The 11,847-nt window shown below is 40.0% G+C and carries 13 protein-coding genes and 1 rRNA gene (1 of these 14 only partly in view); 1 reads left to right on the top strand and 13 read right to left on the bottom strand.

What is annotated here, in order from left to right:
- The 6 genes from C5L21_RS08280 to gmk all read right to left on the bottom strand — a co-directional run.
- Positions 1 to 1,404, bottom strand: a 16S ribosomal RNA gene (locus C5L21_RS08280); it reaches 146 nt to the left of the window's first position.
- Positions 1,405 to 1,835: 431 nt separating this feature from the next.
- Positions 1,836 to 2,204, bottom strand: coding sequence for a hypothetical protein (locus C5L21_RS08275; RefSeq protein WP_004899984.1), 369 nt, complete (start codon positions 2,202 to 2,204; stop codon positions 1,836 to 1,838).
- A gap of 12 nt (positions 2,205 to 2,216) precedes the next feature.
- Positions 2,217 to 2,597, bottom strand: coding sequence for a CvfD/Ygs/GSP13 family RNA-binding post-transcriptional regulator (locus C5L21_RS08270; RefSeq protein ID WP_004899987.1), 381 nt, complete (start codon positions 2,595 to 2,597; stop codon positions 2,217 to 2,219).
- A 40-nt stretch (positions 2,598 to 2,637) separates the two neighbouring features.
- Positions 2,638 to 3,147: a peptidylprolyl isomerase gene (locus C5L21_RS08265; protein WP_004899989.1), complete on the bottom strand. Its 510-nt coding sequence runs from the start codon at positions 3,145 to 3,147 to the stop codon at positions 2,638 to 2,640.
- 43 nt (positions 3,148 to 3,190) lie between these two features.
- Positions 3,191 to 3,403, bottom strand: coding sequence for a DNA-directed RNA polymerase subunit omega (rpoZ, locus tag C5L21_RS08260; protein ID WP_004899992.1), 213 nt, complete (start codon positions 3,401 to 3,403; stop codon positions 3,191 to 3,193).
- A gap of 11 nt (positions 3,404 to 3,414) precedes the next feature.
- Entirely contained in the window at positions 3,415 to 4,011 is a 597-nt protein-coding gene (gmk, locus tag C5L21_RS08255; protein ID WP_012305066.1) for a guanylate kinase, read from the bottom strand.
- A 257-nt stretch (positions 4,012 to 4,268) separates the two neighbouring features.
- Between gmk and C5L21_RS08250 the strand changes: the two genes are divergently transcribed.
- Positions 4,269 to 4,610: a hypothetical protein gene (locus C5L21_RS08250; RefSeq protein ID WP_004899998.1), complete on the top strand. Its 342-nt coding sequence runs from the start codon at positions 4,269 to 4,271 to the stop codon at positions 4,608 to 4,610.
- A 23-nt stretch (positions 4,611 to 4,633) separates the two neighbouring features.
- Here the strand turns inward: C5L21_RS08250 and C5L21_RS08245 are convergent, their stop codons facing one another.
- The 7 genes from C5L21_RS08245 to rnr form a co-directional block, all read right to left on the bottom strand.
- Positions 4,634 to 5,710, bottom strand: a complete 1,077-nt coding sequence (locus tag C5L21_RS08245) for a hypothetical protein (protein ID WP_040189914.1) — start codon at positions 5,708 to 5,710, stop codon at positions 4,634 to 4,636.
- Between the two features lie 29 nt (positions 5,711 to 5,739).
- Entirely contained in the window at positions 5,740 to 6,090 is a 351-nt protein-coding gene (locus C5L21_RS08240; RefSeq protein WP_004900002.1) for a hypothetical protein, read from the bottom strand.
- A 155-nt stretch (positions 6,091 to 6,245) separates the two neighbouring features.
- Positions 6,246 to 6,827, bottom strand: a complete 582-nt coding sequence (locus tag C5L21_RS08235; RefSeq protein WP_085699707.1) for a hypothetical protein — start codon at positions 6,825 to 6,827, stop codon at positions 6,246 to 6,248.
- Positions 6,827 to 7,228, bottom strand: coding sequence for a DUF948 domain-containing protein (locus C5L21_RS08230; protein WP_004900007.1), 402 nt, complete (start codon positions 7,226 to 7,228; stop codon positions 6,827 to 6,829). Before C5L21_RS08230 ends, C5L21_RS08235 begins: the two co-directional genes overlap by 1 nt.
- A gap of 129 nt (positions 7,229 to 7,357) precedes the next feature.
- The gene (rny, locus tag C5L21_RS08225; protein WP_004900009.1) at positions 7,358 to 8,914 is read right to left on the bottom strand and encodes a ribonuclease Y; all 1,557 of its coding nucleotides are present in this window, start codon (positions 8,912 to 8,914) and stop codon (positions 7,358 to 7,360) included.
- A gap of 99 nt (positions 8,915 to 9,013) precedes the next feature.
- Positions 9,014 to 9,481, bottom strand: a complete 468-nt coding sequence (gene smpB, locus C5L21_RS08220) for an SsrA-binding protein SmpB (protein ID WP_085699709.1) — start codon at positions 9,479 to 9,481, stop codon at positions 9,014 to 9,016.
- Positions 9,482 to 9,507: 26 nt separating this feature from the next.
- The gene (rnr, locus tag C5L21_RS08215) at positions 9,508 to 11,832 is read right to left on the bottom strand and encodes a ribonuclease R (RefSeq protein WP_004907333.1); all 2,325 of its coding nucleotides are present in this window, start codon (positions 11,830 to 11,832) and stop codon (positions 9,508 to 9,510) included.
- Between the last annotated feature and the right edge of the window lie 15 nt (positions 11,833 to 11,847).

Raw genomic sequence — 11,847 nt, 5'->3', positions numbered from 1 at the left:
TGTACAAGACCCGGGAACGTATTCACCGCGGCGTGCTGATCCGCGATTACTAGCGATTCCGACTTCGTGCAGTCGAGTTGCAGACTGCAGTCCGAACTGAGACGTACTTTAAGAGATTAGCTCACCTTCGCAGGTTGGCAACTCGTTGTATACGCCATTGTAGCACGTGTGTAGCCCAGGTCATAAGGGGCATGATGATCTGACGTCGTCCCCGCCTTCCTCCGGTTTGTCACCGGCAGTCTCGCTAGAGTGCCCAACTGAATGCTGGCAACTAACAATAAGGGTTGCGCTCGTTGCGGGACTTAACCCAACATCTCACGACACGAGCTGACGACGACCATGCACCACCTGTCACTTTGTCTCCGAAGAGAACACTTCTATCTCTAAAAGCTTCAAAGGATGTCAAGACCTGGTAAGGTTCTTCGCGTTGCTTCGAATTAAACCACATGCTCCACCGCTTGTGCGGGTCCCCGTCAATTCCTTTGAGTTTCAACCTTGCGGTCGTACTCCCCAGGCGGAATACTTAATGCGTTAGCTTCGGCACTAAGAGGCGGAAACCTCCTAACACCTAGTATTCATCGTTTACGGTGTGGACTACCAGGGTATCTAATCCTGTTTGCTACCCACACTTTCGAGCCTCAACGTCAGTTGTTGTCCAGTAAGCCGCCTTCGCCACTGGTGTTCTTCCATATATCTACGCATTCCACCGCTACACATGGAGTTCCACTTACCTCTACAACACTCAAGTTAACCAGTTTCCAATGCCATTCCGGAGTTGAGCTCCGGGCTTTCACATCAGACTTAATCAACCGTCTGCGCTCGCTTTACGCCCAATAAATCCGGATAACGCTCGGGACATACGTATTACCGCGGCTGCTGGCACGTATTTAGCCGTCCCTTTCTGGTATGGTACCGTCAAACTAAAATCATTCCCTATTTTAGCATTTCTTCCCATACAACAGTGCTTTACGACCCGAAAGCCTTCATCACACACGCGGCGTTGCTCCATCAGGCTTGCGCCCATTGTGGAAGATTCCCTACTGCAGCCTCCCGTAGGAGTTTGGGCCGTGTCTCAGTCCCAATGTGGCCGATCAGTCTCTCAACTCGGCTATGCATCATTGTCTTGGTAAGCCTTTACCCCACCAACTAACTAATGCACCGCGGATCCATCTCTAGGTGACGCCGTAGCGCCTTTTAACTTGATATCATGCGATACTAAGTTTTATTCGGTATTAGCATCTGTTTCCAAATGTTATCCCCAGCCTTGAGGCAGGTTATCCACGTGTTACTCACCCGTTCGCCACTCGCTTGAAAGGTGCAAGCACCTCTCGCTGCGCGTTCGACTTGCATGTATTAGGCACGCCGCCAGCGTTCATCCTGAGCCAGGATCAAACTCTCAATTTAAATGAATTTAAATTCATTGTTTGAAGATGTACTCTTCGATTAAACTGACTAATTGCTATATCTCTATAACGACTATCCGTTTATTGTTTGTTACGAATTGACTTCGCAAATTTGTTTTTGTTATTACTGCTAATAACTAGTCACAGATTCGTTTGTTCAAAGTTTTGTTCAGTTTTCAATGTGCTACTTGTTGTCGCTGAGACAACTATATTATCTTATCAGCTTTCGCTGCCGTTGTCAACACTTTATTTCGTCGCTTACTTTCGCTCGCATCGCTTTCGCTTTTTGACAACTTTATTACTATACTTTATTCTTCTCGCTTTGTCAACTACTTGCTCGCAATAATTAATAAAATATTTGTTGTTATCCTCTGTTACCAGACAACTATTAATACTATACACCGTTTTTTAAAATTGTCAAGCCTTTTACAATTATTCTTCAAAACTAACAAAAGATGTTGTTTGTAGTGTTTCTAATAGTGTGTGTAGCTTATTAGCTGGTACAAACTTAAGCTGATAATTCAAGGCTTTTTCTACCGCATCCATATTAGGCACTTCGAAAGAATACAATGACATTAATGTGCCGTTATCTTCTACACTTGTTAGCTCGCCCAATCGCCATTGATCAAAATCCACCGATCCCAACGTTTGAAATTCTCGCAATACGGCCCCTAGTGAGGTGTCGTGGTTATGCCTATGCATCTTTGCAGTGAAAAAATGGTACCCATTGGTATCTTCTTTAACTAAAAAATAAGGTAAATCATTTTTAACTGATATAGCTGTTGCTGCAATAAGTGACATTCTTTCTCTCCTTCACTGACCAATACGCGTTAAAGCTTCTTTGATCCACGCTTCGCGGTGTTTTTCAATGGCAGAAAAACCATAGTTCAAATGATTATTTGTCCAAAAATGCTTACGAAGATTAACATTCTTTGGTAAAACTTGTGATGCGTGCATGTCCTCTTGACGCAAAGACAGGCTTATTTTTTTATTATATTGTTCAATATCCAGCACTGTCACGACAACTGGCTTGCCGATACGTAGCTCATGTTTTAAATCGTGTACTATGCCTGATTTACATTCAGAAATATGAATCAATCCCTGTGTGTGATCATCTAATAGTACAAAGGCGCCATATGGTTGTATCCCAGTTACACGACCACATAGCTTTTGCCCAATATGGTAAGTTGTCATAATTAAAACCTCATTTTTATTATAACAAAAAAGCAGACCCTTAGTCTGCAATTTCTATCGTATTGATGGTAACATTCTCTTTTGGCTTATCGTACATGTCAACAGCAACGCCTGCAATTTTATCGACAACTGCCATATCAGAAATCACTTGTCCAAAAACAGTATGCTTACCATTTAGCCATGGCGTTTCTTCAGTTTGAACAATAAAGAACTGTGAACCATTGGTGTTTGGGCCGGCATTCGCCATTGAGAGCGCCCCGCGTACATTGCGCAACTTGTCCGAAAACTCGTCTTCAAAACTACCGCCCCAGATACTTTCACCACCCATACCTGTACCATTAGGGTCACCACCTTGCACCATGAAATCTTTGATCACACGATGAAAAATACCGTTGTCATAGTAACCGTTTTTAGCGTGCGTTACAAAATTTTCTACAGTTTTAGGTGCAAGATCAGCAAATAGCTTAACTTGAATATCACCTAACGTTGTTTTAAACGTTGCAACTGGACCGGCATAATTTTGTGCATCTTGTTGTGGGTATTCTGTCATATCAAGTGTTCCTCTATATTATTTAATGTGTCTTAACGCGATGTTAAACTTGGTCTTCTAAATCGGGATCAATAATAACATCCCCATTTTCAATTTCTTCTAAAGCTTTACCAACTGATTTATTTGATTCGAACTTTTCTTGCGTGGCTGGTAAACCCGCGTCGAGTTCCCTGGCACGCTTAGCACCAAGGGCAATTAATTTGTAACGAGAATCAACTTTTTCAAGTAGTTTGTCAACTGAGGGGTAAAGTAACATAATAAATCTCCTTATAACGTTTTTTCAAAAACGCGCGCGACCCGAAGGCGCTCTGCTGTAATAATTGCTTTAATACGTTCTACCGCATGAATAACCTGATCGTTTTCCACCGCATAATCGTAATTTATCATTTGCTTAAGTTCTTCACGTGCTGCAGTGACACGCTTTTCAATCACTTCTTGCGAGTCTGTTCCACGTCCAACCAAACGCTCACGTAAGTTTGTTAAATCAGGTGGTGTCAAGAAGATATAAATGCCTTCTGGCATCTTTGATTTAACTTGTAATGCACCTTGAACATCAATCTCAAGAAAAACATCACGACCACTAGCCAATGTCTCATCAATAAAACTCTTAGGTGTACCGTAATAATTGCTGACATACTGTGCATACTCTAGCATGTCACCATTTGCAATTTTCTCTTCAAATTCGTCATGTGAAACAAAGAAATAGTCTTCACCATCTATTTCGCCAACGCGTGGCTGTCGCGTTGTTGCTGAAATAGAATACTGAAAATCAATCCCGTCTTCGTTAAAAATAGCCTTGCGCACTGTCCCTTTTCCAACGCCGGAAGGTCCAGATAACACAATTAGTAAACCACGCTGCGTCATCATTTTTCCTCTTTAATGTACTAATGGGAATATTATACAGGTTTTAAGCGCTAGACACAACGGTTAGCTAGTTCTTATAATAAACTGAATATATGTTCCCCTAAGTTCAAACAGCCAATTAAAGCATTTAATTGGCTGTTTGAATGATATTTTAAAAAAATAAGAGATTTAAAAAAGATTAAATCTGATTAATTTATTTGCTTTTTTGAACATTTGTTCGTATGATAGACATATCAAGACATGCAAGGAGTGGATTAATGCAGAACTATCTTATACAAAATCCAATTGAATCTTTCTTTCATCACACCATAACTGCTATAAAGAAACGTTTTTCTCCTAAAAAGCGTGTCCCCTTGAAAGAACAGTTAACTGCTGAGGAATTAATTACACGTTTAGAATATGCTTTAAATAGTGAGGAAGCTGTTACTATACAGATTAACGATTCCTTATTATCTGAGGAGGTGTCTGATTTATTTGGTTACGTCTACCAAGATAATCATGGCCATGTCCTACTACAATCACCCTCTACACATCAGTTCCATAAAATATTGCCAGGAACCATTCGTCATATCACGCATCAAAAAAGATACAGCTGTTAGTTATCAGCTGTATCTTTTTTGATTTAAGCACGCGTCGCTGTGTCATCTATCGACATGTCTGCTAACAGATAATTTAAGGCACTAACATCAATGTAGCGATCAACGTAATCTAAATTATCTATCTTATCTTTCAATCCTGTGATGGCCTGCTTGCTGCTTAAGAAGGTCAAATACGACTTAAGCTCCCCGCCAATACCATCCAAGTCTTGCCATTCTGGTCGCCAATAATCTAATAAATGATGAACAGTGAACGCCTTGAGTGCCTCAGCTGACCAAGAATCATGCGTCAAACCATATTCTTTTGCCATCCCCTCATGGAACGCATATAGCATCGCAGTGACATTATCACTAACAACGTCTTTAACTGATGCTAATTTGAACTGCCCCAATTTAATTTTTGCATATGCAAGCTCGGTTTCAAGCACTGAATCTGTTATTGAAATAGTCGATTCTTCAACCTCCGCGTTTTTTAATGACCGCAAAACCGGTGATAATCCCTTAAACGTTTCATGGATAACAGCTAAATTAAAGTCATCATCAGCTTCATTTTCTGATAAGAACTTAAACTGTAATGTATCGATGGCCTGAGAAGTTTTCATCATCTCTGCAACATCCTTACCTTGCCACTTAAAGAAATTAATCGCCATAACGGTTCTCATAATCATTCGCCAAAAGTTGATATCAAACTTTGGTGCCTGTGCCACAAAACGAGGATTAACACTCGATTCTTTTACGATAAACTTTTGCATATCATATAATACTGGGACAAGCATGACAAAGTATCGCCAATCTTTATCATCACTATTCACTAGTGTCGCTTGCATAACTTCACTTAAATTAACAGTTGCGCGCTCATTACTTGTAAACGCTGAAAAATTCTGATTTACCATCATCGCAATCACATCGTCTAAAAAGAATGAGGCAACCTCAAATGTCTCCCGACTATACTTGTCATGGTGTGTCAGATAGTAACGTGCTCTTAAAAACCCAGCAAATTCATCATAATTAAAAGGTGGTAATTTCTCTTCATGTTGCTTTTTATGCTGCTTTTGGTTAATATGCTTTATCTTTTTTATTTGCGCTGACTTTCCTTGTTTCATCTTTATTCGTCTACCCTTCTCAATGCATATTAGACACTAAGGTCTAAACTATATTTGCCATTACCAAATTCACGTAAACGAAACTGAAATACCTGCTCGCCACGAGATAATTCTGGTGTTTTAATTGTAGCTTGTCGGCTACCCTCAAGTTCGGCAATTTCAACAGCACCATTAATTGCTGACATAACTGGTGCGAATTCCTTTGCATCTGCCGATACATAAAACAACTCCGCATGCCCGTAAGTAGCAGATTTGCGAATTAAATTAACGGATACTTTATAACGGTTGGCATCAAAAACAATATGATTGAAATTGTAATCGTGTACGTAGTGGAATAGGGATGATAAAAATGCTGTTGCCTCAAATTTGTCTTTTGCCATTAAATCTTATTGCGTGATAGTTAACACGCTTCCTTCTCATTTGTCTTTTGTTAATTTCTATTGTACCTGTAAAAATAACAGGTTACCAGAAATTATTATGAAAGATGTTTTATCATAAATCAAAAAAAACTTGATTCTGTAATCAAGTCCGTATATTACTTATCTTTTTTTAACTTTTCTTGCACATCGTCTTTAATTTCAGTAGCCTTTTCAGTGGCTACTTGTGCTGTTTCGTCGACTTTCTTAGCAGTTTTTTCAACAGCATCATCAACGTGGGATTCAGCTTCTTGAGACAAATCACGTAACGCCTCTTCTAAGGTTAAGTCATCTTGTGTCAATTCAATATCTTCATTGCCAAACTTATCACGCAAATCGTGTAATGAATCCTGTGCTTTATCAACATAAGTAGCGGCTAAATCTTTTGCTTTATCAACATAAGGTGCTGCTTGATCAGCTAAATTTTTAACTTGTTCCGCTGCTTGGTCAATTTGTTCACCATATTTATCTTGCCCCTTAGCCTTAAGCTCTGAAGCACGATCTTTGGCCATTTCAGTCACATCACCGGCAAAATCAGCTGCAACATAGGCTGCATCATAGGCCTTGTTACGTAATTTGTCACCGGTTTCACTAGCCTTTTCTTTTAATTCATCTTGCTTATCTTTAGGTAAGGCTTTAAATGCTGCTATTGCAGCAGCCCCAGCTAATATACCTGCTAAAAATACTTTTGCTTTTGACATCACTTTTTCTCCTTTTTAGCTGCTTTTTTGTTTTTATATCGTTCCATGGCTGTTTTAGCCATTGCCGAAGCCACACCGCTGGCGCCAAAACTAGTAGCTGCCTTTGCTGTTGAAAATTTACTTGTGACATTCTGAACTGTCGCGTTCAACTGTGACACTGTTACGGATAAGTCGGCCACAGCCTGGACAGTTGGATCTAATGTTTTAACTTTACCATTAACATCATTTAACAATGTATTGGCATTACCAAGAATTTCATTACTCGACCTAGCTATAGTGTCAACATCGACTGTGATAATACTCAAAGATCTTGTTAACCTGAGTAAAAAAACGCCAATAAACAATACCAGTAAAAGAAATGCTATGGCAAAAATAATAAGCGCAAGCTGTCCTAGTTCCATAAATCCCTCCATATGTTAATGTTTGTTCTTGTTAATTGTTGATTTGATGATAACTATATAAAATTTCTCTCGTATAGTACTTCTAGTATAACAAAAAAAGTTACTCAATGAAATGAGTAACTTTTTCTCTTAGTGTGCGTAATCTGTTGCACGTGTTTCACGTACGACTGTTATCTTGACATGTCCCGGATATTCAAGTTTTTCCTCAACATCTGTTTTTATGTCATGCGCTAACACTGTCGCTTGCAAATCATTTAATTTAGTTGGTTCAACAATGACGCGTACTTCACGCCCAGCTTGTATAGCAAAAGCCGTTTCAACACCATCATAGTGATTAGCGATTGCTTCCAAATCTTTTAGACGTTGAACATAATTTTCTAATGATTCGCTACGTGCCCCAGGTCTAGCAGCACTAATTGCATCTGCAGCTGCTACAAGCTCCGAGATAGGAGAAATTGTCTCAACATCACCATGATGTGAAGCAATTGCATTAATAACAACTGGTTTTTCGTTAAACTTTTCGGCTAGGCGAACACCTAGTTCCACATGGGAACCTTCAACTTCGGCGTCCACAGCTTTACCGATATCATGTATTAAACCAGCGCGCTTCGCAAGCGCGACATCCATTTTAAGCTCTGCTGCCATCATTCCCGCAAGTTTTGCGACCTCTATCGAATGTTGCAACACATTTTGACCGTAAGACGTACGATAGTTCATACGACCAATCATTTTAATCAAATCAGGGTGAAGACCACGTAAACCAAGTTCAAATACCGCTTCTTCACCTTTTTCACGTATTGTTTCGTCAATTTGCCGCTTTGCTTTTTCAACCATCTCTTCGATGCGTGATGGATTGATACGGCCATCAGCTACAAGAGCATCTAACGCCATCTTAGCAATCTGACGTCTAATTGGATCAAACCCACTCAATACGACTGATTCAGGGGTATCGTCAATAATTAGATCAATACCCGTTAATGATTCTAATGTCCGAATATTACGACCTTCACGGCCAATAATACGGCCTTTCATGTCATCGCTTGGCAAATGGACAACTGAAACAGTGACATCAGCCACTGCATCTGCAGACGACCTTTGAATTGCTTGCACGATAACATTACGTGCACGTTTTTCGGCCTCACTGGTTGCGTCTTCTTCATATTCTTTAATCAGAGCGGCGCGTTGTCTCACCAAACGTTGTTTCGTTTTGCTTAAAATTTGTTCTTTCGCATCTTCAGGCGTTAGTTGCGCAATTTCCTCTAACTTTTCTTTCTGAGATGTGACCAGGTTATCAGCAAGTTTCTGCTTATTATTCGCATCATCTAATCGCTGTTGTACCTGGTTTTCTTTTTGAATCAATTGTGCATCACGTTGATTCAAGGCCGCATCTTTTTTGTCGAGGTTTGAGATACGGTCTTCAAGCCGTTGTTCTTGTTGTTGCAGCTGCTTTTGACGATCTTTGAAATCATTATCAACTTGATGTCGATAATCTTGCGCCATTTCTTTTGCATCAGTCTTAGCTGCACGTGTTAAACTTTTAGCTTCATTATTCGCTTGTTCAAGAATGTTATCTGCAATTTGTTTCGTTGAAGTGATTTTCTTTTTGTCAGATGACAAATGTAGATAATACCCTACACCAATACCAATTACAATTGCGAAGAGCGCCGAAATGATTGTCACTGCCATGAGTTTCTTTCCTTTCAGCTTGTGAAATTTTATTATTCACATATATTAAGTATATCTATAAACATAGATAACGTCAAACAAAAAAAGGCTAATTAGCCCTTAATGTTTTAACCGTCGACCGAGTTCACGTTCTTGATCCCGGCGCTTAATATCATCACGCTTATCGTATTGCTTTTTACCCCGACCAATACCAATTAATAACTTGGCAAAACCATGCTTGAGATAAACTTTTAGCGGTACAATTGTCACCCCCGGTTCAGTGACGGCTTTTTCTAATTGCCTGATTTCACGCTTATGCAATAATAATCGCCGCGTGCGTAAGGGATCAACATTAAAACGATTACCTGCCGTATAGGGTGCAATGTGAACGTTTGTTAACAAGGCATTGTCATCATGTATTGTGACAAAGCCATCTCCTATTGTAATCTGGCCTGCACGTACAGATTTAATTTCCGTACCAGTCAATGCTATGCCAGACTCAAAAGTCTCAGAAATAGCATAATTAAAGCGTGCCTTGCGATTTTGTGCTAACACATTATGCTGATCTTGTTTTTTGTTTTTAACCATAATGACTAGCCTCCAGCAAAATAATTTTAGAAATTACGCTTTGAATCACGTTTTTGCCCTTGTTTTGCATCTAATGGCCCACGTTTTGGCTTTGGACCCTCTGATTTCCCACGACGTTCATTTTTTCGGCGTTCATCGCGATTACGGCCCTTACCAAATTTACCAGCAGACTTTGATGCTACACGGATAGCTGTTGTTGGTGCACTTTCAGGATTAACTAACATGAAATCAACTGTACGTTCTTCCTTGTTGACCCGCAAAACCTTGACTCGCACTTTTTGACCAATTTGGAAAATACGATGTTTTGATCGCCCAATAAGTGCCGCATGACCTTCATCATATTCATAATGATCATCAGTTAAATTAGAAATGTGCACAAGCCCTTCAACGGTATTCTCTAAACTAATAAACAAACCAAATTTTAAGGCAGAATTGATAACACCTTCAAATTCCAAGCCCACCTTATCCAACATATACTCGGCTTTTTTCAAGGCATCGACATCACGCTCCGTGTCAATTGCACGTCGCTCACGCGTGCTGGTATCTTCACCAATTTGAGCTAATTTATCAGCATACTTAGCTTGTGATGCCACACCAAGGCCATGTTTAGCGTACCACTTAATTAAGCGATGAACCGTTAAGTCAGGATAACGGCGAATAGGCGATGTGAAATGGGTATAATATGAAGCCCCCAAGCCAAAATGTCCAACTGGATCCGGTGAATATTTAGCTTGCTTCATTGCACGTAACATCATAGTTGAAATCATTTGTTCAGCTGGGTCACCTGCAACATCTGACATCAATTGCTGAAGCATCGTTGGTGTCACTTTACTAGGATCGCCATAAACAGGATGTCCTAAAGCCTTTGAGAATTCAAAGAATGATTTTGCACGCTCTTCATCTGGCGTCTCATGAATACGATACAAAAACGGTACATCTAGTTTGTCAAAATGTTCAGCTACAGTTTCATTGGCAGCCAACATAAATGACTCAATCATACGTTCTGCTGTACCACGTTCTCGTAGCTTAATGTCCACTGCCTTACCGTCGTTATCGACAATAATTTGTGCCTCAGGGGCATCAAATTCAATGGCACCACGTTTTTTACGCATATTATAAAGAATTTCGTGCAGCTCGCCCATCACTTTAAACATTGGGGTTAACTGTGCATATTCTTCTTGAACAAAGACATCGCCTTCAAGAATTTTGTTAACAGCGTCATAAGTCATCCGTGCATGTGACTTAATGACCGATGTATGCAAGCGATGGCTAACAATTTTGCCGGCTGGATTAATTTCCATTTCAGCTGACATCGCTAAGCGAGCAACATTTGGGTTTAACGAGGCAATACCATTAGAAATATTACGTGGTAACATGGGAATAACGCGATCAGTCAAGTAAACCGAAGTCCCACGATGATATGCTTCGGCATCAATCAGAGAGCCTTCAGTGACATAATGAGACACATCCGCTATGTGTACACCTAAATGATAATTACCATTATCCAATTTCCATGCCACAACAGCGTCATCAATATCCTTTGTATCCGCCCCATCAATGGTAACTAGCGTTTGATCAGTAATATCCTCACGCCCTGCCCAGTCTGAATCTTGGACATCAGTTGGTATTTTAGCGGCTTCGTCTAATACCTCTTTAGGAAATTCACTTGGGACTTTTTTGGCATGGACAATTTGTAAAATATCCATGCCCGGCTCATCTTTATAACCCAATGTTTCAGTGACATGTGCGACTAATTCGCGTGGATGCACTTTGTCAGGGAACCGCGTTACTTCAGCAACCACTACCTGTCCATCATTAGGTGATAGACCTGTTTTATCAATCAATACTTTAAAATTGATTGCCTTTTTATCGCTTATTTTTAGTTCGCCAATCATATCTTTCACTTCAGAACCTAATGAAAATGTCCCAACAATGTTTTCATAAGCGTGTTCTAATATTTCTTCCACTTTACCTTCTGGCCCTCTATCAGGCGAAGGAGAAGGCTTAATTGTGCTCACGCGAACTTGATCCCCTTGCATCGCTTGCAAAGTGTTTTCCGGATTAATGAAAAAGTCTGGCAATTCATCATCATATTTAACAAAACCAAAGCCCTTATCGTTGGCACGATATGCGCCAAGAGTATAACCAGTATTGGGATTATATTGATATTTGCCTGCATCAAATGTCAGCTCACCATCACGAACCAAGGCATCCATAGCATTAACAACACGCTTATATTCAGCAATGCTAGTCATACGTAGGCCATCAGCCAAGTTTTGAGCAGTAAATTCTTGAGATTGATTAGCTTTTAGAAAACCACTAATCTGGTGTTTTAATTCTTCTAATGTCATTTATTTTTCTTTCTA

Source organism: Leuconostoc citreum (genome assembly GCF_004354555.1).
GTDB classification, from domain to species: domain Bacteria; phylum Bacillota; class Bacilli; order Lactobacillales; family Lactobacillaceae; genus Leuconostoc; species Leuconostoc citreum.
Note: the sequence above shows the minus strand (reverse complement) of the source record. Positions and strands in the feature narration are given on the sequence as shown.

Coding starts and splice junctions, on each gene's coding strand:
- rnr (WP_004907333.1), bottom strand. CDS start 11,832: ATGACATTAGAAGAATTAAAACACCAGATTAGTGGTTTTCTAAAAGCT.
- C5L21_RS08275 (WP_004899984.1), bottom strand. CDS start 2,204: ATGTCACTTATTGCAGCAACAGCTATATCAGTTAAAAATGATTTACCT.
- C5L21_RS08265 (WP_004899989.1), bottom strand. CDS start 3,147: ATGACAGAATACCCACAACAAGATGCACAAAATTATGCCGGTCCAGTT.
- smpB (WP_085699709.1), bottom strand. CDS start 9,481: ATGGTTAAAAACAAAAAACAAGATCAGCATAATGTGTTAGCACAAAAT.
- rpoZ (WP_004899992.1), bottom strand. CDS start 3,403: ATGTTACTTTACCCCTCAGTTGACAAACTACTTGAAAAAGTTGATTCT.
- C5L21_RS08235 (WP_085699707.1), bottom strand. CDS start 6,827: ATGTCAAAAGCAAAAGTATTTTTAGCAGGTATATTAGCTGGGGCTGCT.
- C5L21_RS08240 (WP_004900002.1), bottom strand. CDS start 6,090: ATGGCAAAAGACAAATTTGAGGCAACAGCATTTTTATCATCCCTATTC.
- C5L21_RS08270 (WP_004899987.1), bottom strand. CDS start 2,597: ATGACAACTTACCATATTGGGCAAAAGCTATGTGGTCGTGTAACTGGG.
- C5L21_RS08250 (WP_004899998.1), top strand. CDS start 4,269: ATGCAGAACTATCTTATACAAAATCCAATTGAATCTTTCTTTCATCAC.
- C5L21_RS08245 (WP_040189914.1), bottom strand. CDS start 5,710: ATGAAACAAGGAAAGTCAGCGCAAATAAAAAAGATAAAGCATATTAAC.
- rny (WP_004900009.1), bottom strand. CDS start 8,914: ATGGCAGTGACAATCATTTCGGCGCTCTTCGCAATTGTAATTGGTATT.
- gmk (WP_012305066.1), bottom strand. CDS start 4,011: ATGACGCAGCGTGGTTTACTAATTGTGTTATCTGGACCTTCCGGCGTT.
- C5L21_RS08230 (WP_004900007.1), bottom strand. CDS start 7,228: ATGGAACTAGGACAGCTTGCGCTTATTATTTTTGCCATAGCATTTCTT.